The sequence below is a fragment of the Falsiroseomonas bella genome (assembly GCF_003173615.1).
Lineage (GTDB): Bacteria > Pseudomonadota > Alphaproteobacteria > Acetobacterales > Acetobacteraceae > Falsiroseomonas > Falsiroseomonas bella.
Genome location: NZ_QGNA01000001.1, coordinates 1 through 21,957 on the forward strand (window position 1 = coordinate 1; position 21,957 = coordinate 21,957).

The window sequence follows — 21,957 nt, forward strand, 5'->3', positions numbered from 1 at the left end:
TGCTTCAACCGGCTGAAGCACTTCCGCCGCATCGCCACGCGCTTCGACAAGCTCGCTCGAAATTACCTCAGCGCCGTCGCCATCGCCGCCATCAGGCTATGGACCAGGTTTGAGTCCAGGACCTAGCTGACCCGATCGGCGCGGCGCAACCGGCGGACCAGCACGACGAGCGCAAGCGCCATCGGCAGCCAGAGCAGCGCGGCGGGTTCCGGCACCTCGGCCGGGACGGGCGGCGGGATTTCGGGCACCCGGACCGGCGGGCCGATCTCGCCTTCCGGACCGCCGCCAGGGGTCGGCGCGAAAGGCGGGTTGGCGCCGAACAGCAACTCCCCGGGCAGCAGCGCGAAACGGGGATCTGCCGTCGCCACGCCGCCGGGCTGGCCCGCCCCGCCGGGCGCGGGCTCGGCCGGTGGTGGCGCCTGGGCCGGGGTGGCGGTGGGGCCCGCTGCAGCGAGGCTCAGCGCCCCCGCATCGCGGCAGACCCGCAGCGGGCGGGAGACGCGCCGCACCGCCCGCACTGCGCCGACCGTCCCGCCCACTCCGGCCCCGGCAGCCGGCGCCTTGGCCGGCGCGGCGCGACGCACCTGGCGGACAAGGAAGCGCGGAACACAGGACAGCATGACGAGCGGGGCCTCCGAACCGAGGCTCGCCTGTTCGCATGGTCCATCTTAATATTGAGACAATCGGCGCCGGCTCGTGCGCATGGCCGCCCCGCAGCCTCTCGCCTTGCAATGGCGGGGTCCGACGCGCATCTTGCGGCCCACCGAGACCGCGCCCGGAATTCCGAAACAGAATGGAACAGCAGGGCGGCGAATCCCGCCGCATCACCCTCCATCGCCCCGAGGACTTCGCGGGCATGCGCCGCGCCGGGCAACTGGCCGCCGAGACGCTCGACATGATCACGCCGCATGTGAAGCCCGGCGTGACGACGGAGCAGCTCGACCGCATCCTGCACGACTATATCGTGGCGCATCACGCGACGCCGGCGACGCTCGGCTATCGCGGCTACACCAAGTCGTCCTGCACCTCGATCAACCACGTGGTCTGCCACGGCATCCCGGGCGAGCGCGTGCTGCTGGAAGGCGACATCGTCAACATCGACGTCACCGTCATCCTCGATGGCTGGCACGGCGACACCAGCCGCATGTACGTGGCGGGCCAGCCCTCCACCAAGGCGCGGCTGCTGATGGACGTGACCTATGAGGCGATGATGCGCGGCATCGCGGCGATCCGCCCGGGTGCCACGCTCGGCGACATCGGCCACGCGATCCAGTCCTTCGTGGAGAAGCACCGCTTCTCCGTGGTGCGCGACTTCTGCGGACACGGCATCGGCCGCCGCTTCCACGAGCCGCCGAACGTGCTGCATTTCGGCCGCCCGGGCGAAGGCCCGCAGCTCAAGCCGGGGATGTTCTTCACCGTGGAGCCGATGGTGAATGCCGGCCGGCCCGAGGTGAAGATTTTGGACGATGGCTGGACGGCGGTGACGCGCGACCGCTCACTCTCCGCGCAGTTCGAGCACATGGTCGGCGTGACCGAGGACGGCGTGGAGATCTTCACCATCTCCCCCGCCGGCCTGCACCGCCCGCCGTATCACGCCTGACACTCACGCCCTGGTTGAACATCGCGCCGCCGCCGTGCAGGCTGGCTGTTCATGGCGCGCAGACCCAGGCACTTTGCCGAGGCAGGCCCCGGCCTCCTGGACCTCGCCCCGCTGCCGGGCAGCGAGGCGGTGCCGGGCCATCTCGGCCATCGCGAGCGCATCCGGGAGAAGCTGCTGGGGCGCGGCGCGGAGGCGCTGGCGGAATACGAGATCCTGGAAGTCCTGCTCTTCGCCAACTACCCGCGGCAGGACACCAAGCCCGTCGCCAAGGCGCTGATCGCGCGCTTCGGCAGCCTGGCCCGCGTGCTGGCCGCGCGGCCGGAGGAACTGCAGGAGGTGGAGCGCGTCGGCCCCGGCGCCGCGGCCACCATCAAGGCGGCCAACGCCGCCGCGCTGCACATGCTGCGCGCCGAGGCGAAGGAACAGCCGGTGCTGAACAACTGGGACCGGCTGCTCGCCTACCTGACGGCCGCGCTGGCGCGCGAGCCGATCGAGCAGTTCCGGGTGATTTTCCTCGACACGCGCAACCGCATGATCGCCGACGAGGCGCAGGCGCGGGGCACGGTGAATCACACGCCGGTCTATCCGCGGGAGGTGGTGAAGCGCGCGCTGGAGCTCGGCGCCACCGCGCTGATCCTGGTGCACAACCACCCGAGCGGCGACCCCACGCCGTCCCGCGCCGATGTCGAGATGACGGCGGAGGTGAAGGCGGCCGCCGCCGCGCTCGGGATCGTGCTGCACGACCACCTGATCATCGGCAACGGGCGGCATCTGTCCTTCAGGCGGGAGGGGCTGCTGTAGCCCTGCGGCCGCAGGAAGGCTGACAGTAACGAACATCCGCCACGATTGACCCTGATGCTCCGCCCCCGGCATGGTTCCCGCCCGATGCGACGTTCCGTCCTGCTTCCCGCGCTGTTGATCGGCCTCGCCGCCTCCGGCGCGGTGCTGGCGCAGGGCGTGCCGGGAAAGCCGCCGCCCTCCAACGCGCCGCAATTCCAGCCGGCGCCAGCCGCCTTCCCGCCGCTGCCCACCGCCAAGCCGCCGCCGCTTGCCGGCGCGCCGGCACCCGCCGTGGCCGGCAAGCCCGGCGCGCCGCCCGCGGCGCCGCCCGGCGGCACGGGCCGCACGCTGTCCACCGGCACCGGCTTCGTCGTCGCCACCGGGCGCGCGCTGACCAACTACCATGTCATCGAGGGATGCCGCGCCGTGCGGCTGCGCACCTCCGCGGGCAACGAGATGCCGGCCCGCGTGCTGGCCTCCGACCGGCAGCGCGACCTGGCGCTGCTGGAGGTGCCGAGCGAAGCCGGGCCGCCGCTGACCTTCCGGCGCAACCCGAACATCCGCCGCGGCGAGAACGTCGTGACCTACGGCTTCCCGCTGGCCGGGCTGCTCTCCTCCGGGCCGACGCTGACTACCGGCGAGATCTCGGCGCTGGCGGGGCTGCGCGACAACCAGACCCAGTACCAGATCAGCGCGCCGGTGCAGCCGGGCAATTCCGGCGGGCCGCTGCTCGACATGAGCGGGCAGGTGGTGGGCGTGATCGTCTCCAAGCTGAATGCGCAGCGCATCGCGCAGCAGACCGGCGACATTCCGCAGAACGTGAATTTCGCGGTGAAGGGGACGGAGGCGCTGGACTTCCTGCGCCGCAACCGCGTGGAGCCGCGCCTGGATGACGGCGCGCAGCGCAGCGCCGCAGAGGTGGGCGAGATCGCCCATCCCTCCGTGCTGTTCCTCCGCTGCCTCGGCTGATTCTTCTGGAACGCTCGGCCAGCGCTTGCGGCCGGCCTCAGGCGTCGAGCCACTCCCGCAGCAACGCCGTCACCGCCTCCGGCTTCTCCATCGACGGCAGGTGGCCCGCGCCGGGAATGCGGGCCAGGCGCGCGCCGGGGATGCCGGCGGCCATCTCCTCGGCCAGGTGCGGCGGGGTGAGCGTATCGCCCTCCCCCACCGCCACCAGCGCCGGGATCGCGATGCGCGGCAGGTCGGGGCGGCTGTCCGCACGGTGCATGATGGCGCGCTGCTGGCGGTGGAAGGCCGGGCGGCCGACGCGCTCGGCCATGGCCATCACCTCGGCGGCGAGCGGGCCGGCCAGGTGATCGGGGTGCAGCAGCTGCGGCAGCAGGCGCGGCGTGACGCCGCGGAACATCCCGCTCTCCGACAGCGCGAGCAGGGCGCGGCGACGGCGCGTCTGCTCCTCCGTGTCCGGCCGGGCGGAGGTGTCGAACAGTGCGATCCGCGCCACGCGATGCGGCGCGCGGCGCCAGATCTCGAAGGCGACATAGCCGCCCATGGACAGGCCGCAGACGGCGAGCGGCCCCTCCCCCGGCACGGCGGCGAGCGCGCGCCCGGCCATGCCCCCGATGCTGTCGTCATGCGTGAGGTCGGCGATGCGGCAGGGCAGCACGGCGCCGAGCGCGGCCGCCTGGTCGCGCCAGAGCCGCGCATCGCAGAGCAGGCCGGGGAGCAGGAGCAGGGTCGTTCCGTCGGTCATGGGGGGAACCTCGGCCGCGCATGGCCGGTCCGCAAGGCGCCAAGCTTGATTTTGCGGCCGCTTCGGCGCATATGCGGCGCGTTCCCACAGGCCCCGCTGCGCCGAAGGTTGCGCCTGCGGGGCGATCCTGCCGGCGCAGGCCCGACACGGGCTGGCGGCGCGACAGGCCCGAGGCCGACAGAGAACCGACTTTGAACGATCAGAGCGACGCGACCGCCCCGCGCGCGGCCGAGCCCGAACACAACCCCGAAGCCCCCGCAGCCGCGGCCGCCCCCGGCGCCGATTCGGCGAAGGCGGCGCCTGCCGAGGCGCCGGACGAGGCGCCTGCGATGGCCATGGCGCAGCCGCCCGGCGATGGTCCGGAGATGGCCTCCGCCGACGAGGCTCACGACGAGGACGCGGAGGAGAGCTCCGAGTACGACGACGACGCCTCCGACGAGGATGAGGACGACGAGTCCTCCGACGAGGACGAGGAAGGCCCGACGGAGGAGGACGAGCAGCTCGCCGAGGAGGCCGCGAAGACCACCTTCGCCGATCTCGGCCTGTCCGAGCCGATCCTGCGGGCCGTCGCCGAATCCGGCTATCTCTACCCCACGCCGATCCAGGAACAGGCGATCCCCATCGTCCTGATGGGCCGCGACGTGATGGGCGTGGCGCAGACCGGCACCGGCAAGACCGCCGGCTTCACCCTGCCGATGCTAGACATCCTGGCCGGCAGCCGCGCCAAGGCGCGCATGCCGCGCAGCCTGATCCTGGAGCCGACGCGGGAACTCGCGCTGCAGGTCGCCGAGCAGTTCGTCAAATACGGCAAGCACCTGAACCTGAACCACGCGCTGCTCATCGGCGGCGAGAGCATGAACGACCAGCGCGACGTGCTCGAGAAGGGCGTGGACGTGCTGATCGCGACGCCCGGCCGGTTGCTCGACCTTTTCGACCGCGGGCGCATCCTGCTGGCGGACTGCAAGGTGCTCGTCATCGACGAGGCCGACCGCATGCTCGACATGGGCTTCATCCCGGATGTCGAGAAGATCGTCTCCTTCCTGCCGAAGCTGCGGCAGACGCTGTTCTTCTCGGCGACGATGGCGCCCGAGATCCGGCGCCTGGCCGACCAGTTCCTGTCGAACCCGAAGGAGATCAGCGTCAGCCGCCCCGCGACGGTGGCGACGACGATCGTCACCGGCCTGGTCTGGGTGCGCGAGCACGACAAGCGCGAGGCGTTGCGCCGGATGCTGCGGCGGGAAGCGGTGCAGAACGCGCTGATCTTCTGCAACCGCAAGATCGACGTGAACATCCTCTACAAGTCGCTCAAGAAGCACGGCTTCTCGGTGGGCGAGCTGCATGGCGACATGGACCAGTCGGCCCGCTTCGCCACGCTGAACCGCTTCAAGGCGGGCGACATCAAGCTGCTGGTGTGCAGCGACGTGGCGGCGCGCGGGCTCGACATCGGCGGCCTCAGCCACGTGTTCAACTTCGACGTGCCCTTCCACGCGGAGGACTACGTCCACCGCATCGGCCGCACCGGCCGCGCCGGGCGGGAGGGCCATGCCTTCACGCTGAGTTGCCCGGAGGATGCGAAGTCCCTCGCCGCGATCGAGAAGCTGACCGGCACGCCGATCCCGCGCATGGAGATCGACGGTCTCGATCCCGTGACGGCGGAGGAGATCGCCGAGGGCGCGAAGCTGCGCCGCGGCCGTGGCGGCAAGGTGATGGGCCGCGGCGGCGATCGCGGGGGTGATCGGGGCGGCCGTGGCCGCGAGGATCGCGGGCGCCGCGACGAGAGGCGGGACGATCGCCGCGATGCGCCGCGCCGCGAACCGAGGGAGCGTGGCCGCGACGAGCGCATCGCCGCCGAGGCCGCCGCGCCGCGGCGCGAGGAGCGCGGGCCCGAGTCCCGGCGCGATGATGGGCGACGCGACGCGCCCCGGCGTGACGATGCGCGCCGCCACGAGCGCGGCGCCGAGCCGCGGCGGAGCGACCGCGCGGCAGAGCCGCGGTATGGCGACCGCTCGGCGGAGCCGCGGCGGGACGAGCGCCGCCCGCGGGACGACTATCGCCGCGACCGGCGCGAGGATCTCGGCCCCTCGGTGCAGGGCTTCGGCGACAGCGTGCCCGCCTTCATGCTGATCGCGATTCCCCGCCCGAAGCGCGACGCCGCGTCCGACGCCGCTGGCGAGGCCGAGGCGGCCTGAGCCAGGCCGCCCGGCGTTTGCCCTGGCGCGCCGAGCACCTAGATTGCCCTGCGCGGCCCCTGCCGCGCCGTGAGGAGGAAGCCATGAACGTCGTCGCCCCGGTCGCGAAGAAGTCGACGCTGCCGCCCTTCAAGTGGGACGACCCGCTGCTGCTCGACGAGGCGCTGACCGAGGACGAGCGGATGATCCGCGACGCCGCCCGGCAGTTCTGCCAGGAAAAGCTGATGCCGCGCGTGCTCATGGCGAACCGCAACGAGCACTTCGATCGCGAGATCATGAACGAGTTCGGCGAGATGGGCTTCCTGGGTGCGACCCTGGAAGGCTACGGCTGCGCCGGCGTCTCCTATGTCGCCTACGGGCTGATGGCGCGCGAGGTGGAGCGGGTCGATTCCGGCTACCGTTCCGCCTTCTCCGTGCAGTCCAGCCTGGTGATGTTCCCGATCCACGCCTTCGGGTCGGAGGAGCAGCGCCAGAAGTTCCTGCCCAAGCTGCGCACCGGCGAATGGGTCGGGTGCTTCGGCCTGACCGAGCCCGATGCGGGCTCCGACCCCGCCTCGATGCGCACCCGCGCGAAGAAGGTGGATGGCGGCTACCTGCTGTCCGGCTCCAAGACCTGGATCACCAACTCGCCGATCGCCGATGTCGCGGTGGTCTGGGCGAAGGACGATGAGGGCGTGCTGCGCGGCTTCATCCTGGAGCGCGGCATGAAGGGCCTCACCTTCCCGAAGATCGAGGGCAAGTTCAGCCTGCGTGCCAGCGTCACCGGCATGATCATGATGGACGAGGTCTTCGTGCCGGAGGCGAACCGCCTGCCGGGCGTGAAGAGCCTCGCGGGTCCGTTCCAGTGCCTGAACCGCGCGCGCTACGGCATCGCCTGGGGCGCGATGGGCGCCGCCGAGTTCTGCTGGCACGCCGCGCGCGACTACACCATGAACCGCAAGATGTTCGGCAAGCCGCTGGCGCAGACGCAGCTGATTCAGAAGAAGCTGGCCGACATGCAGACCGAGATCACCCTCGGCCTGCACGCCGTGCTGCGCGTCGGGCGGCTGTTCGACGAGCACAAGGCCTCGCCGGAAATGATCAGCCTGGTCAAGCGCAACAACTGCGGCAAGGCGCTGGATATCGCCCGCGTCGCGCGCGACATGCACGGCGGCAACGGCATCGTGGACGAGTACCACGTGATCCGCCACGTCATGAACCTCGAGACGGTGAACACCTACGAGGGCACGCATGACGTGCACGCGCTGATCCTCGGCCGCGCGCAGACCGGTCTCAACGCCTTCGGCGGGTAGGGCTCAGGCTCGTTCCATGCTGACCGGCGGCGATCCGCTGACCATCGAGCGGACGCTGCAGCTTGCCATCGCGCCGGCCTTCATCCTGACCGGCGCCATGGCGGTGCTGAACCTGCTCAGCACGCGGCTGCAACGCCTGGTGGACCGCCAGCGCGAGGTGACCGATGAGGCGGAGCGCAGCATGGTGCGCCGCCGGATCGCGGCGACGCATGGCGCGATGGCGGCCTGCGTGCTGTGCGCCGTCGCGATCTGCGTGCTGGTCATCGTCGCCTTCGTCGAGCCGGTCTTCGGCATTGGCGCCGGCATGCACATCGTCGGGCTGATGCTGGTCGCGATGCTGGCGCTGACCACGGCGCTGGCGCTGTTCTTCTGGGAAGTCATGCGCTCCGGCCGCGACCACGGGCCGGGCGGGCGATGAGCGCCGCGGCGCGGCGGTTCGCCGTCGCGCGCCTTGGCAGCGCGGGCGACGGCGTCGCGGACACGCCGGACGGGCCGCTGCACATCCCGCGTGCCCTGCCCGGCGAGAGCGTGACAGCGCGCCCCGCCGGCCGCGGGCAGGCCGTGCTCGACACCGTCGAGGCGCCCTCCCCCGAGCGTGTCGCGCCGCCCTGCGCGCATTTCCTCGAAGGCTGCGGCGGCTGCGCGCTGCAGCACTGGGACCTCGCCGCGCAGGCGCGCTGGAAGCGCGAGAGGCTGATCGAGGCGCTGGCGCGTGCCGGCTTCGCGGAGGCGCCCGTGGCGGAGACCGTCGCAACGCCGACGGACAGCCGCCGCCGCGCCGACCTCGCGCTGCGCCGCGCGCAGGACGGCAGTGTCGCCATCGGCTTCCATGCGCGCGGCAGCGCCGAGGTGCTGGACCTGCGCGAATGCCACATCCTGGAGCCCGCCCTCTTCGCGCTGCTCGCGCCGCTGCGCGTGGTGCTGCGGCGCCTGTCGGCATTGGCGCGCGAGGGCTCGGCGGTGGTGAACCTGCTCGACAGCGGGCCGGACATCCTGCTGCGCACCGACAAGGCGCTGGACGCGGCGGGGCGCCGGCTGCTGGCGGCCGCCGCGCAGCAGCTCGGCGTCCCGCGCATCGCCTGGGCGCAAGGCGAGAACCTGCACGAAACCGCGGCGCAGACCGGGCCGGTGCGGCTGATGCTCGGCGCCGTCGAGGTCGCGCCGCCGCCCGGCGCCTTCCTGCAGGCCAGCCGGGAGGGCGAGGCGGCGATCGTCGCGGCGGTGCTCGCCGGCCTGCCCACGAAGCTGCCGGCGCGCCCGAAGCTGCTCGATCTCTATGCCGGCATCGGCACGCTGAGCTTTCCGCTCGCCAAGCGCGGCCGCGTCACCGCGGCGGAGGGCAGCGCGGAGGCGGTCGCCGCGCTGGACGCCGCCGCGCGCAAGGCGGTGGCCCGCGTCGAGGCGGTGAAGCGCGACCTCGCGCGCCAGCCCTATCTGCCGGCGGAGCTCAAGGCCTACGACGTGGTGGTGCTGGACCCGCCCTATGCCGGCGCGGCGGAGCAGGTGGCGCAGATCGCCCGCAGCGCGGTGCGGCACCTGGTCTATGTCTCCTGCAACCCGGTGGCGCTGGCGCGGGATGCAGCGGTGCTGCGCGGGGCTGGTTTCGGCCTCGTCTCGGCCACACCTGTGGACCAGTTCCGATGGTCCGCGCATCTCGAATCGGTCGTTTCCTTCTCGCGCTGACCCTCGCGGCGCTACCCGGCTGCGCGCGGCTGATCGGCGGCGAGGCCGGCGTCGTGCTGGAGGCGATCGAGCACGGACCGGCCCGCACCGAGCTCGGCCGCATCACGCCGCCGCCCCTCCGCACCCGCCTGCCCGAGGCCGATCTCTGGCTGCCGCGCGATGCCGCGCCGCGCGCCGCGGTGGTGCTGGCGCCCGGCTTCTCGGAGGCCGGGCGCGACGATCCCCGCCTGCTGCCGGTGGCCGAAAGCCTGGCGCGCGCCGGGTTCGCGGTGCGCGTGCCGGAGCTGCCGGGCGCGCGGCGCCTGACGCTCGATCCCGCGGACATCGCGGCGATGCGTCGCGCGGCCGAGGTCGAGCGCGCGGCGGGGCGGCGCGTGGCGCTGGCCGGCATCTCCTTCGCCGCCGCCCCGGCGCTGCTGGCGGGGCAGGACGGCACCGCCTCGCTCATCGTCACGCTCGGCGGCTTCCATGACATGACGGCGCTGGCCGTCTTCGCCGCCACCGGCGCGCATCGGGCGCCGGGCGAGACCGCTTGGCGACGTGGCGCGCCGAATCCCTTCGCCGGCCCGGCCTTCCTGCTCGCGATCGCCGAGGCCATGCCCGATCCCGGGGACCGCTGGCTGCTGCGGGAGGCGGGGGCGCGCCGGCTCCGCGCGCCGGCAGCGCCGCTCGACGACCTGGCGCGCGACATGACGCCGGCCGGCCGCGCCGCGCTGGCCCTGATCGCGGAGCGCGACCCGGCGCGCATCCCGGACCGGCTGGCGGCACTGCCCGCGCCCGCACGCAGCGTGCTCGCCGCGCTGGATCCCGCCGGCGCCGGGCTCGTCACCTGCACCCTGGCGATCCACGGGCTCGAGGACCCGATCATCCCCTGGACGCAATCGGCCGCGCTGGCCGCCGCACTGCCACCCGGGCGCGCCGTGCTGGTGCCGGTGCCGGGCTTCGGCCATGTGGAGCCGGCGGCGGTGCCGATGGACGGCCAACTCGCCCTGATCCGCGCAATGCGGCACCTGCTGGCCTGGCGCGACGGGCACGATCCGTGCGGGTCCGCGTACCGAGTTCTTGCAATCCGCCAGCCATCCCCACATGACGCGGCGTCCATGGGGCGCAGGAGAGGGCCGGGAATGAACCGTCGCGTCGTGATGCTGGGGGCGGCTGCCCTCAGCCTGCCCGCGCTGATGCGCGCAACCCCGGCTCCCGCGCAGGCGCCCGCGCCGGTGCCGCCGCCGGCCACGCCGGGCTTCTTCCGCTTCCGCCTGGGCGAGGTCACCGTGACCACCCTGTTCGACGGCTTCTTCCAGCGCCCGCTGGCCGGGCTGATCCGCAACGCCCCGCCCGGCGCGGCCGAGCAGGCCGCGGCCGCGGCCTTCCTCGGCACCGATCCCCTGCGCATCCCCTACTCGGTCACAATGCTCCAGGTCGCGGGCCAGACCATCCTGTTCGATGCCGGCACCGGCGGGCAGCTTGCGCCGACCGGCGGCTGGGCCATTCCGAACATGCGCGCGGCGGGCCTCACGCCGGAGCAGGTGACGCTGGTCGTCCACAGCCATTTCCACCCGGACCACATCTCCGGCCTCACCACGCGCGACAACGCCGCGGTGTTCCCCAATGCCGAGATCGCGGTGCCGGAGGCCGAATGGCGCTTCTGGACGGATGCCGGCAGCATCTCCCGCCTGCCGGAGGGGCTGCGCGGCATCGCCACGGCCGTCGAGCGCCGCTTCGGCCCCTATCGCGCGCGGCTGCGCCAGTTTGGCGACGGGGCGGAACTCGCGCCGGGCGTGCGCGCCATCCTCGCCGCCGGCCACACGCCGGGGCACAGCGTGTTCGAGGTGACCTCGGGCCAGGCCGGGATGCTGGTGCTGGGCGACACCACGAACCGCCCGGAACTCTTCGCGCGCAACCCCGGCTGGCACGCGATCTTCGACATGGACCCGCAGGCGGCCGAGGCGAATCGCCGCCGGCTGCTGGACCGCGCCGCGACCGACCGCCTGTGGGTCACCGGCTACCACTTCCCCTTCCCCATCGCCGGCCGCATCGCGCGCGAAGGCGACGGCTTCCGCTACGTCCGCGCCGACTGGATCGACGGCGCCTGAACCTCCAGGGAGAGCATCGAGACATGACCGAGATCACACGACGTGCCGCGCTGGCCGCCGGCGCGGGCCTTGCGTTGGCGCCCGCCATCGGCGCCGCGCAGGGAACGCCCGAAGGCGTCCATCGCATCCGCGTCGGCGCGCTGGAGGTGTTCGTCATCCATGACGGCTTCAACGTGCGCGCTGATGCCACCCAGGGCTTCGTGGTGAATGCGCAGCCCGCCGAGGTGGGTGCCGCGCTGCAGGCCGGCGGCATCGCCGGCACGGCGCTGCAGAACCCCTACAACGTGACGGTGCTGCGCACGCCGCAGGGCCTGGTGATGTTCGACGCCGGCACCGGCGGCATCGCCGGCCCGGAATCCGGCAAGGCGCCGGAGCGGATGCGCGCGGCGGGGCTCGACCCGGCGCAGGTGGTGCTGATCGTGCAGACGCATTTCCATGGCGACCACATCAGCGGCCTGGCCACCAACGAGGGCGTGGCGAACTTCCCCAACGCCCGGATCATGGTGCCGGAGCGCGAATGGGCCTTCTGGACCGATGCGGGCGAGGAGAGCCGCGCGGCGCCGGGCCGCCGGCCCGGCTTCGCGATGGTGCGCCAGCGCTTCGCCGCCTACCAGGGCAAGGTCACGCCCTATGCAGCCGGCGCGCAGGTGGCGCCCGGGGTGACGGCGGTGCCGACGCCGGGACATTCGCCGGGCCATACCTCGCTGCTGATCGCGGACGGCGCGGAGCAGATCATGGTGATCGGCGATGCGGTGCACGCGCCCGCGCTCTTCATGGCCAACCCGCAGTGGTATCCGATCTTCGACATGGACCCGACCCAGGCCGTCGAGACCCGCAAGGGCCTGCTCGACCGGCTGGCCACGGACCGCATCCAGATCATCGGCTACCACTTCCCGATGCCCGCGACCGGCCGCGTGGAGCGCGCCGGCACGGGATACCGGCTGGTGCCGTCGAACGCCTGAGCTGGCGGAGGGGCGGGCAGTGCGAACTGCCCGCCTACTCCACCGGCACGAACTCGAGCATCCGGATGTGGGGGAAGACCCCTTCCGGGCGGTCCAGGCGCAGCACGTTCTCGCCCGGCTCCAGCGCGATCGTGCCGACGTCCCGCCACTGCTGGCATTGTGAGTCCCAGCAACCTGTCGTGGCGTTCAGGGCAGACGGCACCACGACTCGTCCGTTGACAAGCACCTGGACAGGGCGCGGCTCGCCCGCGGCGTATTCGACACGCAGCAACCAGACGCTGCCCGTTCCGCCCTGGATACGCCACTCGGCCCAGTTCGGCCGGCTGTTGTCGGGCGGGTCGCGGTTCATGAGGATGTTGCCGAAGGCGTGCGGCGCGCTGGTCCTGCTGGCCGGGGAGACGTCCGGACCATTGCTGTAGTCCAGCGCGGAAATACGGAACGTGCGGCGTGCGGCCGACGTCGCGGCCTGCGAGGCAGGCGCGGCCTGCCGGGCCGGATGGTCCCTCGGCGGCGCATCGACCGCTGGGCGGAACGCCACCCAGGCGGTGGCCAAGGCGCCGATGACGGCGGCAAGGCCAGTGAGGATACCTGGCAGCGTCGTCCAGAAAGAGCCGCTATGAGGCGGGCGTTCCGACATCCCGACAGGTTACACGATGGCGTTGCCTCCCGGAACGGAGCGTGATGTCACCGCGGACTCGCGGCCTCCTGTCGCGATGGGTCTGACCGCACCAGCACTTCCGGATTGACGCAGACGCCGGGCGGCAGGGGCCGCCCGGTGAGGGCGTGGAGCAGATGCGTCGCGGCGGCCCTGGCGGTCGCCGCGCGCGCAACCGTGGTCGCCGCGCCCATATGCGGCGTCAGGATCAGGTTCGGCACCTCGCCCAGCGCCAGTTCGGGCGGCGGGGGTTCCGTCGGGCGCACATCCAGCGCCGCGGCGCGCAGCCGGCCTTCGCGCAGTGCCGCGACCAGCGCCGCTTCCTCCACCAGGCCGCCGCGGGCGGTGTTCACCAGGATCCCCTCCTTCCCGAGACGCGCCAGCGCCACGGCGTCGATGATGTTGCGCGTGGCGGCGTTCAGGGGCGCGTGGAGGGAGAGGATGTCGGCGCGGTCCAGCAGGTCCTCGACCGACGCGGCGCGCTCGACCGGCGCGATGTCGCCCGCCTGGTGCAGGCGCGGGCTCCAGGCCAGGACGCGCATGCCGATGGCGAGCGCGATGCGCGCGACGCCCCGCGCGATGCGGCCGTAGCCGAGCAGGCCCAGCGTGCGGCCATGCAGCTCGATCCCGAGCGTCCCGCGCTCCCACCCGCCCGCCTGGGTGGCGCGGTCGAGGCGGGGGATGTCGCGGGCGGCGGCGATGATCAGGCCGATGGTGTATTCCGCGACCGACTGCGCATTGGCGCCCGGCGCGGCCAGCACGGGGATGCCGCGGGCGGTGGCGGCGGGGAGGTCGATGGCGTCGTAGCCGGCCGCGGCGCGGGAGATGACGCGCAGGCTGGGGCAGGAGGCGATGGCCGCGCCCGAGATGGGGATGGAGCGGGAGAGCACGCCCTCATAGGGGTTGGCGGCGAGCAGCGCCTCCATCACCGGCCGCGCGCCGGCCGGGGCGACGAAGTCGAGACGGCAGCCGGCCTCTTCCAGCAGCGCGCGCCCGGCGGGTTCGAGCTGGGGGGCGGTGACGAGGATTCGGAAGGACATGGGGCACAGTTCGCGGGGCGCGGCGCGGCCGTCAACGGGGTGGGTTGCGCAAACGAAAAGGCCGGCCCTTGCGGACCGGCCTTCCCGGAAGGCGACAGTGTCAGGCGAGGCGGATCAGGCCGCCTTGCGACGCCGGCGAGCCACGCCGAGGCCCGCGAGGCCGAGGCCGAACAGGGCCAGCGACATCGGCTCGGGGATGGGCGGGTTCGGGTCCGGGCCCGACATGCTGCCATAGTAGCTAATGTGGGACACATCCTTGATGGTTGAGTTGCCCGGGAAGTTGAACGGGGGATCGACGAACGGCGTGCGCCACGTGCCGGACTGCGTGTTCACCGTATAGCCAACTAGCGTAGCACCCGAGTTGTCGTTGCCCGACTTGAAGATGAGCATGACGGTCGTGTAGCTGCCGAAGGCGGCGCCGAAATCATAAGTGCCGGACTGGTCACCACCTACGGGCGGATCGTCGCGGTCGATGTAGACCCAGTCCGTGAGACCGAAGAAGCCCGGCGGCTCATTCACCGTGATGGGATTGGTGTTCGTGAAGTCCTGCGGCTGGCTGCCGATGGTGCATCCCGTCGCACCGCTGACGTTGCCCGAGATGTCGTAGCCGGTGCCGACGCAGGACGAGAAGGTCGCCGCCTGCCCCTGGCCGGCAAAGCCGAGCCCCCCCAGCAGCGCGGCGGCCATCAACCATTTCTTCATTGTCGCACTCCTTGTGACACTCACGCACAATGTGCAGCAAGCCGCATGCCAGTCATGAAAATGTAAGCCAATGAGGCGCTTAATCCCCGTTTCGCGCATCGCGCGCATGCGCCCTGTCAAGTTTCCCGACACAGAGCGGGCTCCGATCGGAAATTGCTTGCCGGTTCAGAATGGATTCATGTGCCCGCGTGCCGGCCGCGCCGCCGCGCTTGCGGCGGTCGAGGCCCGCGCGGACACTGCAAAGCGCTGATATTCCGAGAGTGATCCATAAAATATTACGCGTTCGGCATGCCTAGGTGGAAGGGGTGATGCTTCCGGCCGAACCGGCAGATTGTAAAATCCACCGACACCGACACCCCTTGCGATACACGTCCAGGTTGTTGAAACCAGCGGGGCCAGCGCCGAGCACAGGCATGGCCACGCCAGGCTCACGGCGGCGTTACCGCGTGCCTGGGTACGCGGCAGGCTCTGACGCGAGGCCGGCATCGCCCAGAAATTAGGTCTATTCGCGAATATGGGACGCGATGGCCGCTCCTGTCAGGATGCGCGGGCAATCGGCGATGGGCGCCGCGGCGCATGCCAGCGACCGCGAAGCGCAGGCGTGCCGTCGTTGGGCGGCGGCGCGTGGCAGCGGATCGGGTTCGACTTCGCCGCCGCGCCGCCCACTGCGACCACCACAGGCGGAACCCCGCGCCGCGCGCCATGCGCGCTGGCAGGGGCGGCGCCGCCTGGCCTAGACTCGTGGAGCCCGCAGAGGAAACGCCATGACCCACCGCCCGTCGCGCGCCACCCTCCTGTTCGGCCTGCTTGCTGTCGCGCCGCTGCCTGCCGCGGCAGAGACGGGCGCGCTGGTGGCGCAGGGCTGCCTCGGCTGCCACGGGCCGAATGGCGCGGGCATGGGGCCGGTGCCGGCGCTTGCCGGGCGCGACGGGGCGGAGTTGCGCGCGCTAATGCAGGCCTTCCGCGACGGCACGCGCCCCGCGACGATCATGGACCGCATCGCGCGCGGCTACACCGAGGCGGAGGTCGCCGCCGCGGTCGAACATTTCGCCGGGAGCCGCTGAGCCATGAGCGCCCTGACGCGCCGCGCCGCGCTCGCCTTGCTCGCCGCGCCGGCGCTGGCGCGCGCGCAGGGCCAGGCGCGGCTGGTGGTGGTGGGCGGCGGCTTCGGCGGCGCCTCCGCCGCGCGCTTCGCAAGGCTCACGGCGCCCGAGGTCGCGGTCACGCTGATCGAGCCGCAGCCGCGCTTCATCACCTGCCCCTACGGCAACCTGGTGCTCGGCGGCCTGCGGGAGATGGACACGATCACCTTCGGCTATGCGGGTCTCGTGAAGCTCGGCGTGCGCGTGGTGCAGGATCGCGCGGTGGGCATCGACCCGGTCGCGCGGCGCGTGCGGCTCGGCGGCGGGGAGAGCGTGGAGTACGACCGGCTGATCCTCTCGCCCGGCATCGCGCTGCGCTGGGACGCGATCGAGGGTTATGACGAGGCGGCGGCGCAGCTCATGCCGCATGCCTGGATCGCGGCGGACGGCGCGCAGCTGCGGCTGCTGCAGCGGCAGCTGCAGGCGATGCCGGATGGCGGCGTGGTGGGGCTGGCGATCCCGCCCAATCCCTTCCGCTGCCCGCCCGGCCCCTATGAGCGCATCAGCATGATCGCGCATTGGCTGAAGCGGCATAAGCCGCGCGCGAAGATCCTGGCGCTGGACGCGAAGGAGCGCTTCAGCAAGCAGCCGCTGTTCCAGGATGCCTGGCGCGCGCTGTATGGCGGCATGATCGAATGGGTGCCGGGCAACGTGGATGGGCGCGTGGTGCAGGTGGATGCGCGCGCGCGCGTGCTGGAAACGGAGCTCGGCACGCGGCATCGCGTGGACGTGGCGAATGTGATCCCGCCGCAATCGGCGGCGGCCATCGCGCTCGACAGCGGGCTTGCCGACCGCAGCGGCTGGGTGCCCGTGGACTATCGCAGCTTCGAAGCGCGCAACGCGCCCGGCATCCATGTGATCGGCGACGCGAACCAGCCCGGCCCGATGCCGAAATCCGGCTTCATCGCGAACAACAGCGCGAAGCAGGCGGTGGCGAGCGCACTCGCCGCGCTGCGCGGCGCCCCGCCGCCGGAGGGCGTGTATTTCAACACCTGCTATTCGCATGTCGCGCCCGACTACGGCATCTCCATCGTCGGCATCTTCCGGCCCAACGCCGATGGCAGCGCGGTGATCGAGGACCGCGACGGCGGCGGCACCTCGCCGCGCGGCGACCTGCCCGACCAGCGGCGGCTGGAGGCGGGCTACGCGGATGCCTGGTACGAGAGCATCACGGCGGACATGTTTTCCGACGCCTGACATGGGCGAGCCTTTCCGCTGACGCGGCAAGCCCCTCAGACGCCGGCGGCCCGCCGGGCCTTGGCTTCGCGCCACGAGGCGCGGGCCGCATTCCGGGACCCCGCACGCGTTGCGAAGCAACGCTGGCGGGAACCCGTCGCGGCCTCGCCCACCTGCGGCGGGCGCAGGTCGCACGCAAAACCCGGCGGCCGTCACGCCGGCCTAACGCCGCAGCCCCGGCGCCTCCACCGGCAGGCCGCGGGCGCGGTCGGCGAGGAAAAGCTCGAGCGCGAGGTATTCCGGCGAGCCGAGATCGAACTGCGTCGCGCGCACGCCGAGCGAGCAGGCGCGCAGGCGGCGATGCAGCGAGCCCATGCCGTTCCATTCCAGCCGATAGGCCGGATAGCCGGTGCCGAGCCCGTTGGAGATCACGTCGCCCCGCAGCCGGCGGCCGGCGTTGTCGTCATGGCACTGGCCGCAGGCGAGATTGAGCTGGCCCTGCCGCGTCTCGTAGAGCCGTCGTCCGGCTTCGAGGAACGGCGCAGCGGGGCCGTCCACGGCGACCGACATCGGCATGCCCCGCGAGCGCAGCGCGATGGCCGCGGTGAGCGCGAGCAGCTCGTCGCTTTCGTAGCCGAAGGCCGGCTGGCCCTGGTGCTGCGTGCGGCAGCGCTCGATGCGGCCTTCCAGGTTCAGCAGCGCGCCATCCGAAGCGACCGCCGGATAGCGCGCGGCGACGCCCGCCATGCGCGCGATGTCGCCGTGGCAGGACTGGCAGCTTGTCTCGCCGCGCCGCCACAGCGCCTCCCCCTCATCCACCCAGAGCCAGCCGGGATGGCGCGAGGGATCCTGCTGCTGCGCGCGGAGCTCGGGCGAGAGGTAGTCGCGCGTGGGCCGGATCTCCGCCGCGCCGGCCAGCGTCGCGGCGCAGAGACCGGCAAGGAGCACCGCGCGACGGATCATGCGACGACGAGTTGCGCCTCCCGCCGGTAGACGGCGCCGCCATCCTCCTCCCATTCGAAGACCATCGGGCCGGTCTCGACGGCGACGGTGGTGAACTCGACATAGGGATTGGCGGCGATGCCGGGCGACATCTCCATGCGGAACACTTCCGCGCCGGCATAGGTGACGCGCAGCGTGTGGAGGATCCTGCGCGGCACCGGGCGCAGGCCGGGCGCGTCCACGGCGCGTTCCATCGGGTGGCGAACGATCACGCGCACCGGCACGACCTCGCCCTTCTTCGCGCTCTCCGGCAGGGTGATGCGCGCGATGATGCTGCCGCTCATGGCCGCTCAGCCTCCGTCCACGCAGGCGCCGAGCACCACGATCACCTCGCGGCCCGCGCGATGCACCTGCCCCTTGCTGGTCTCGGCCAGCACCAGGATGGTCTGCGTCGTCGCCAGGCGGATGCGGGTTGCGACCTCCGCCCGTCCGGCGCGGGGCGAAAGGGCGAAGCGCGCGACGCGCGGAAAGGGATTGCGCTCGGACAGGATGTGGATGGCGGCGACGTGGTCGTCCTCCGTCATCGGGCTGTCCACGCGGATGGAAAGGTCCACCGAATTGCCGTTCTCCGACAGCGGCGGCATGTCGATCTCGATGCCGCCGGCGATCGGCGTGCGACCGGCGAGGATCGCGCGCTCCGCCGCAGCGAAGTTCTCGCTCGCGGCGGATTGCACGGCGGATTGCGCGGCGGCCCCGGTCGCCGCGACGGCGAGCGGCAGCACCAGCACGGTGCGTCGGTGCAGGCTCATTCCCCTTCGTCCTTCAGCGTGGCGAGGAAGGCCACCACGTCTTCGATCTCCTGCGCGGTCAGCACGGGCTGGCCGCGATAGCGTTCATCCACGCGCACGAGCCCCGCGACGCGGTGATAGGGCGGCATCACCGCATCGGGGTTGAGCAGCGTCGCATCCACCAGGCGCAGCCGGATCTGGCCCGCCGTGAGCCGCGATCCGACGCCGGCGAGCGGCGGGCCGATATCGCCCATGAAGCGCTCGCGCGGATCGGGGATGGAATGGCAGATCAGGCAGTTCGCCGTCTCCCGGTTCCGCACCACCGCCGCGCCGCGCGCCGCATCGCCGATACGACCCTCGAGCGGGGCGAGGATGGCGTCCTCCGTCACGACGAAGGGCGCCACCTGGGCCGACGCCGTGCCGTTGAGCACGGACATCAGCAGCAGAGCGGCGAAGGCGCGCGGGCCCCCACCCCGGCCCTCCCCCGTGAACGGGGGAGGGAGAAAGGTGGCGGCGCGCGGCGTCACGCCCGGCGCAGGTCCTGGCCGGCGAGCGGGACGTTGCGGAGGCGCTTGCCGGTGGCGGCGAAGATCGCGTTCAGCACGGCGGGCGCGGCGACCATGATGGTCGGCTCGCCCACGCCGCCCCAGAACCCGCCGGAGGGCATGACGATCGTCTCGACCTTCGGCATCTCGTCCATGCGGAGCACGTTGTAGCTGTCGAAGTTGGTCTGCTCGATCGCGCCGTCCTTCACCGTGCAGGCGCCGTGCAGCAGCGCGGAGAGGCCGTAGACGAAGGACCCCTCCACCTGCATCTCGATCTGGCGCGGATTGACGGCGTGCCCGCAATCCGTCGCCGCGACGATGCGGTGGATGCGCAACTCGCCCCGGTCGTTCACCGAGACCTCGGCCGCGGCCGCCACGTAGCTGCCGAAGCCCATCTGCTGCGCGATGCCGCGGCCCTGCACGCCGGCCGGCAGCGCGCCGCCCCAGCCGATGCGCTCGGCGACCGCGTTCAGCACCGCCAGGTGCTTCGGGTGGTTCGCCATCAGCTTGCGGCGCAGCGCCAGCGGATCCTGGTTCGTCGCATGCGCGATCTCGTCGATGAAGCACTCCAGGTACACGGCGTTCTGGTTGTGGTTCACGCCGCGCCAGAAATGCGGCGGCACATGCGTGTTCCGCATCGCGTGGTCGATCAGCAGGTTCGGGAAGGTGTAGCCGATCTGCCCTTCCGCGCCCGACGGGTTCAGGCCCTGGAACACCACCGGATCGCGCCCGTTCTGCAGCGCGTTCGGGAAGACGAAGGACAGGATGGACTGGCCGGAGATGCGCATGTGCAGGCCGGTGACGTTGCCCTGCGCATCCAGCCCCGCCGTCAGCTTGCACTTGGTGACCGGGTGGAAGCGCCCATGCATCATGTCCTCCTCGCGCGTCCACATCGTCTTGATGGGGCGGCCGGGGATCTGCTTGGCGATCAGCACGGCGTCGATCAGCCAGTCATGCGTGGTGCGCCGGCCGAAGCCGCCGCCGAGGTCCACGCGATGGATGTCGCAGGCGGTCTGCGGCAGGCCGGCGGCCTGCGCCGCGGCCGCCAGCGCCGCCTCGCCGTTCTGCGTCGGGCACCAGACGTCGCAGCGCTGCGGCGTCCAGACCACGGTCGCGTTCATCGGCTCCATCGGCGCGTGGTTCTGGAAGGGGTAGGAATACACCGCCTCGATCTTGCGCGGCGCCGCGGCGATGGCCGCGCGCGCATCGCCGTTCTGGTTGCCGACGAAGGCTTCCGCCGCGTCCAGCCCCTCGGTCAGGCGCGCATCGATGGTGGCGGAGGAGACATTCGCGTTCTCGCCCAGGTCCCATTCGACCTTCAGCGCATCGAGCGCGGTCTTGGCCTGCCAGAAGGTGTCGGCCACCACCGCCACGGCGCTGTCGCCCACCTGCAGCACGTGCCGCACGCCGGGCATGTTCGCCACCGAAGCGCGATCCACCGAGCGCACCGTGCCGCCGAAGACCGGGCAGCGCCGCGGCACCGCCACCAGCATGTTCGGCATCTTCAGGTCCATGCCGTAGACCAGCGAGCCCGTGGTCTTCGCCGCCGTGTCGAGCCGCGGCTTGGAGGTGCCGATCACCGTCCATTCGCGCGGATCCTTCAGCGGCGGGTCGGCCGGCGGCGTCAGGCGCGCGGCCTCGGCCGCGACCTCGCCATAGCGCAGCGTGCGGCCGGTGGGGCCGTGGGTGATCACGCTGTCCTTCGCGCTGCACTCGGCGGCCGGCACGTTCCAGCGATTCGCCGCGGCCTGGACCAGCATGATGCGCGCCGCGGCGCCGCCCTTGCGGACATAGTCCTGGCTGTTGCGGATGCCCTGGCTGCCGGCGGTGAGGAAGGCGCCCCAGACGCGGTTGCGCCGCAGGCTCTCGGCCGGCGTCACGTATTCCGTGCCGATCTTCGACCAGTCGCAGTGCAGTTCCTCGGCGATCATCTGCGCGAGGCCGGTGCGCGTGCCCTGCCCCATCTCGGAGCGCGCCATGCGCAGCACCACGCGGTCGTCCGGGTGGATCACCACCCAGGCATTGACCTCCGGCACCTGGGCGGGTGCGGCGGCCTGGGCAAGCGCGCCCTTGGCCGGCACATGGAAGCCGAGCAGGACGGCGCCGGCGGCCGCGCCCTTCAGCAGGCTGCGGCGGGAGGAGGAGACGGTGTCGAGCGGAGCCATGATGCGTGTCTCCCTCAGCCCGTGATGCCGCCGCGGGCGGCCTGGTGGATGCCGGCGCGCACGCGGTTGTAGGTGCCGCAGCGGCAGATGTTGCTCATCGCGGCGTCGATGTCGGCGTCGGTCGGGCGCGGCGTCTGCGCCAGCAGCGCGGCGGCGGCCATGATCATGCCGGACTGGCAGAAGCCACATTGCGGCACGTCCAGCTCGCGCCAGGCGACCTGAACCGGGTGGTTGCCGTCGGGCGACAGGCCTTCGATCGTGACGATCTTCTGGCTCTCGTCGAGTGCCGAGAGCGGGGTGACGCAGGCGCGGATGGCCTGGCCGTCGATATGAACCGTGCAGGCGCCGCACGCGGCGATGCCGCAGCCATACTTCGTGCCGGTCAGCCCGACATGGTCGCGCAGCGCCCAGAGCAGGGGCGTGTCGGGGGAGGCGTCCACCTCCACCACGCGTCCATTGACGTTCAGCTTCGTCATAGGGTTGGTCTCCTGC

At 72.2% G+C, this 21,957-nt stretch carries 22 protein-coding genes; 11 read left to right on the forward strand and 11 right to left on the reverse strand.

Features of this window, described 5'->3' with window-relative positions; translation table 11 throughout:
- Positions 1-122: 122 nt before the first annotated feature.
- The gene (locus DFH01_RS00010) at positions 123-620 is read right to left on the reverse strand and encodes a hypothetical protein (protein ID WP_109868370.1); all 498 of its coding nucleotides are present in this window, start codon (positions 618-620) and stop codon (positions 123-125) included.
- A 173-nt stretch (positions 621-793) separates the two neighbouring features.
- On the opposite strand from DFH01_RS00010, the gene map reads away from it, so the two are divergent.
- The 3 genes from map (at position 794) to DFH01_RS00025 (ending at position 3,349) form a co-directional block, all read left to right on the forward strand.
- Positions 794-1,600, forward strand: coding sequence for a type I methionyl aminopeptidase (gene map / locus DFH01_RS00015; RefSeq protein WP_109868371.1), 807 nt, complete (start codon positions 794-796; stop codon positions 1,598-1,600).
- 51 nt (positions 1,601-1,651) lie between these two features.
- Positions 1,652-2,401 (forward strand): RadC family protein, encoded by a 750-nt coding sequence (radC, locus tag DFH01_RS00020; protein ID WP_109868372.1) that lies wholly within the window; start codon positions 1,652-1,654, stop codon positions 2,399-2,401.
- A gap of 84 nt (positions 2,402-2,485) precedes the next feature.
- Positions 2,486-3,349 carry a S1C family serine protease gene (locus DFH01_RS00025; protein ID WP_233255897.1) on the forward strand — a complete coding sequence of 288 codons (864 nt, stop codon included), beginning with the start codon at positions 2,486-2,488 and terminating at the stop codon, positions 3,347-3,349.
- Positions 3,350-3,386: 37 nt separating this feature from the next.
- On the opposite strand, the gene DFH01_RS00030 is transcribed toward DFH01_RS00025, so the two are convergent.
- A complete protein-coding gene (locus tag DFH01_RS00030) occupies positions 3,387-4,091 on the reverse strand; it encodes an alpha/beta fold hydrolase (RefSeq protein ID WP_109868373.1) in 705 nt (234 codons plus the stop codon).
- Positions 4,092-4,456: 365 nt separating this feature from the next.
- On the opposite strand from DFH01_RS00030, the gene DFH01_RS00035 reads away from it, so the two are divergent.
- The 6 genes from DFH01_RS00035 (at position 4,457) to DFH01_RS00060 (ending at position 12,310) form a co-directional block, all read left to right on the forward strand.
- A complete protein-coding gene (locus DFH01_RS00035) occupies positions 4,457-6,280 on the forward strand; it encodes a DEAD/DEAH box helicase (protein ID WP_233255898.1) in 1,824 nt (607 codons plus the stop codon).
- Positions 6,281-6,363: 83 nt separating this feature from the next.
- Positions 6,364-7,572 (forward strand): acyl-CoA dehydrogenase, encoded by a 1,209-nt coding sequence (locus DFH01_RS00040; protein WP_109868374.1) that lies wholly within the window; start codon positions 6,364-6,366, stop codon positions 7,570-7,572.
- Positions 7,573-7,588: 16 nt separating this feature from the next.
- Positions 7,589-7,990 (forward strand): DUF2721 domain-containing protein, encoded by a 402-nt coding sequence (locus tag DFH01_RS00045; RefSeq protein ID WP_109868375.1) that lies wholly within the window; start codon positions 7,589-7,591, stop codon positions 7,988-7,990.
- On the forward strand, positions 7,987-9,255 hold the full coding sequence (locus DFH01_RS00050) for a class I SAM-dependent RNA methyltransferase (RefSeq protein ID WP_109868376.1): 1,269 nt from the start codon (positions 7,987-7,989) through the stop codon (positions 9,253-9,255). Before DFH01_RS00045 ends, DFH01_RS00050 begins: the two co-directional genes overlap by 4 nt.
- On the forward strand, positions 9,213-11,348 hold the full coding sequence (locus tag DFH01_RS28585) for an MBL fold metallo-hydrolase (protein ID WP_233255899.1): 2,136 nt from the start codon (positions 9,213-9,215) through the stop codon (positions 11,346-11,348). The genes DFH01_RS00050 and DFH01_RS28585 overlap by 43 nt, the downstream gene beginning before the upstream one ends.
- A gap of 23 nt (positions 11,349-11,371) precedes the next feature.
- Positions 11,372-12,310 (forward strand): MBL fold metallo-hydrolase, encoded by a 939-nt coding sequence (locus DFH01_RS00060; RefSeq protein ID WP_109868377.1) that lies wholly within the window; start codon positions 11,372-11,374, stop codon positions 12,308-12,310.
- Between the two features lie 34 nt (positions 12,311-12,344).
- Here DFH01_RS00060 and DFH01_RS00065 read toward each other — a convergent pair whose 3' ends face one another.
- The 3 genes from DFH01_RS00065 to DFH01_RS00075 all read right to left on the reverse strand — a co-directional run bounded on the left by DFH01_RS00065 (position 12,345) and on the right by DFH01_RS00075 (position 14,707).
- Positions 12,345-12,947 carry a carbohydrate-binding protein gene (locus DFH01_RS00065; RefSeq protein WP_109868378.1) on the reverse strand — a complete coding sequence of 201 codons (603 nt, stop codon included), beginning with the start codon at positions 12,945-12,947 and terminating at the stop codon, positions 12,345-12,347.
- 47 nt (positions 12,948-12,994) lie between these two features.
- Positions 12,995-14,005 carry a hydroxyacid dehydrogenase gene (locus DFH01_RS00070; protein WP_109868379.1) on the reverse strand — a complete coding sequence of 337 codons (1,011 nt, stop codon included), beginning with the start codon at positions 14,003-14,005 and terminating at the stop codon, positions 12,995-12,997.
- Positions 14,006-14,119: 114 nt separating this feature from the next.
- Complete coding sequence (locus DFH01_RS00075; protein ID WP_233255900.1) at positions 14,120-14,707, reverse strand: PEP-CTERM sorting domain-containing protein; 588 nt, start codon at positions 14,705-14,707, stop codon at positions 14,120-14,122.
- A 764-nt stretch (positions 14,708-15,471) separates the two neighbouring features.
- Between DFH01_RS00075 and DFH01_RS00080 the strand changes: the two genes are divergently transcribed.
- Entirely contained in the window at positions 15,472-15,771 is a 300-nt protein-coding gene (locus DFH01_RS00080) for a c-type cytochrome (protein WP_109868380.1), read from the forward strand.
- A gap of 3 nt (positions 15,772-15,774) precedes the next feature.
- Positions 15,775-17,046, forward strand: coding sequence for an NAD(P)/FAD-dependent oxidoreductase (locus tag DFH01_RS00085; protein WP_109868381.1), 1,272 nt, complete (start codon positions 15,775-15,777; stop codon positions 17,044-17,046).
- Between the two features lie 201 nt (positions 17,047-17,247).
- Here DFH01_RS00085 and soxA read toward each other — a convergent pair whose 3' ends face one another.
- The 6 genes from soxA to DFH01_RS00115 all read right to left on the reverse strand — a co-directional run bounded on the left by soxA (position 17,248) and on the right by DFH01_RS00115 (position 21,941).
- Complete coding sequence (soxA, locus tag DFH01_RS00090; protein ID WP_199231086.1) at positions 17,248-17,988, reverse strand: sulfur oxidation c-type cytochrome SoxA; 741 nt, start codon at positions 17,986-17,988, stop codon at positions 17,248-17,250.
- Positions 17,985-18,311, reverse strand: a complete 327-nt coding sequence (locus tag DFH01_RS00095) for a thiosulfate oxidation carrier complex protein SoxZ (protein WP_109868382.1) — start codon at positions 18,309-18,311, stop codon at positions 17,985-17,987. The genes soxA and DFH01_RS00095 overlap by 4 nt, the downstream gene beginning before the upstream one ends.
- A 6-nt stretch (positions 18,312-18,317) precedes the next feature.
- Complete coding sequence (locus DFH01_RS00100) at positions 18,318-18,776, reverse strand: thiosulfate oxidation carrier protein SoxY (protein ID WP_109868383.1); 459 nt, start codon at positions 18,774-18,776, stop codon at positions 18,318-18,320.
- Positions 18,773-19,192, reverse strand: coding sequence for a sulfur oxidation c-type cytochrome SoxX (soxX, locus tag DFH01_RS00105; RefSeq protein WP_199231087.1), 420 nt, complete (start codon positions 19,190-19,192; stop codon positions 18,773-18,775). The genes DFH01_RS00100 and soxX overlap by 4 nt, the downstream gene beginning before the upstream one ends.
- Positions 19,193-19,278: 86 nt before the next feature.
- The gene (locus tag DFH01_RS00110) at positions 19,279-21,465 is read right to left on the reverse strand and encodes a xanthine dehydrogenase family protein molybdopterin-binding subunit (protein ID WP_199231088.1); all 2,187 of its coding nucleotides are present in this window, start codon (positions 21,463-21,465) and stop codon (positions 19,279-19,281) included.
- 14 nt (positions 21,466-21,479) lie between these two features.
- Complete coding sequence (locus DFH01_RS00115) at positions 21,480-21,941, reverse strand: (2Fe-2S)-binding protein (protein WP_109868384.1); 462 nt, start codon at positions 21,939-21,941, stop codon at positions 21,480-21,482.
- Positions 21,942-21,957: the final 16 nt, after the last annotated feature.

Bases quoted from the DNA above. Each gene is read 5' to 3' on its own strand.
- DFH01_RS00010 (WP_109868370.1), bottom strand. From the start codon at position 620: ATGCTGTCCTGTGTTCCGCGCTTCCTTGTCCGCCAGGTGCGTCGCGCC.
- map (WP_109868371.1), top strand. From the start codon at position 794: ATGGAACAGCAGGGCGGCGAATCCCGCCGCATCACCCTCCATCGCCCC.
- radC (WP_109868372.1), top strand. From the start codon at position 1,652: ATGGCGCGCAGACCCAGGCACTTTGCCGAGGCAGGCCCCGGCCTCCTG.
- DFH01_RS00025 (WP_233255897.1), top strand. From the start codon at position 2,486: ATGCGACGTTCCGTCCTGCTTCCCGCGCTGTTGATCGGCCTCGCCGCC.
- DFH01_RS00030 (WP_109868373.1), bottom strand. From the start codon at position 4,091: ATGACCGACGGAACGACCCTGCTCCTGCTCCCCGGCCTGCTCTGCGAT.
- DFH01_RS00035 (WP_233255898.1), top strand. From the start codon at position 4,457: ATGGCCTCCGCCGACGAGGCTCACGACGAGGACGCGGAGGAGAGCTCC.
- DFH01_RS00040 (WP_109868374.1), top strand. From the start codon at position 6,364: ATGAACGTCGTCGCCCCGGTCGCGAAGAAGTCGACGCTGCCGCCCTTC.
- DFH01_RS00045 (WP_109868375.1), top strand. From the start codon at position 7,589: ATGCTGACCGGCGGCGATCCGCTGACCATCGAGCGGACGCTGCAGCTT.
- DFH01_RS00050 (WP_109868376.1), top strand. From the start codon at position 7,987: ATGAGCGCCGCGGCGCGGCGGTTCGCCGTCGCGCGCCTTGGCAGCGCG.
- DFH01_RS28585 (WP_233255899.1), top strand. From the start codon at position 9,213: ATGGTCCGCGCATCTCGAATCGGTCGTTTCCTTCTCGCGCTGACCCTC.
- DFH01_RS00060 (WP_109868377.1), top strand. From the start codon at position 11,372: ATGACCGAGATCACACGACGTGCCGCGCTGGCCGCCGGCGCGGGCCTT.
- DFH01_RS00065 (WP_109868378.1), bottom strand. From the start codon at position 12,947: ATGTCGGAACGCCCGCCTCATAGCGGCTCTTTCTGGACGACGCTGCCA.
- DFH01_RS00070 (WP_109868379.1), bottom strand. From the start codon at position 14,005: ATGTCCTTCCGAATCCTCGTCACCGCCCCCCAGCTCGAACCCGCCGGG.
- DFH01_RS00075 (WP_233255900.1), bottom strand. From the start codon at position 14,707: ATGAAGAAATGGTTGATGGCCGCCGCGCTGCTGGGGGGGCTCGGCTTT.
- DFH01_RS00080 (WP_109868380.1), top strand. From the start codon at position 15,472: ATGACCCACCGCCCGTCGCGCGCCACCCTCCTGTTCGGCCTGCTTGCT.
- DFH01_RS00085 (WP_109868381.1), top strand. From the start codon at position 15,775: ATGAGCGCCCTGACGCGCCGCGCCGCGCTCGCCTTGCTCGCCGCGCCG.
- soxA (WP_199231086.1), bottom strand. From the start codon at position 17,988: ATGATCCGTCGCGCGGTGCTCCTTGCCGGTCTCTGCGCCGCGACGCTG.
- DFH01_RS00095 (WP_109868382.1), bottom strand. From the start codon at position 18,311: ATGAGCGGCAGCATCATCGCGCGCATCACCCTGCCGGAGAGCGCGAAG.
- DFH01_RS00100 (WP_109868383.1), bottom strand. From the start codon at position 18,776: ATGAGCCTGCACCGACGCACCGTGCTGGTGCTGCCGCTCGCCGTCGCG.
- soxX (WP_199231087.1), bottom strand. From the start codon at position 19,192: ATGTCCGTGCTCAACGGCACGGCGTCGGCCCAGGTGGCGCCCTTCGTC.
- DFH01_RS00110 (WP_199231088.1), bottom strand. From the start codon at position 21,465: ATGGCTCCGCTCGACACCGTCTCCTCCTCCCGCCGCAGCCTGCTGAAG.
- DFH01_RS00115 (WP_109868384.1), bottom strand. From the start codon at position 21,941: ATGACGAAGCTGAACGTCAATGGACGCGTGGTGGAGGTGGACGCCTCC.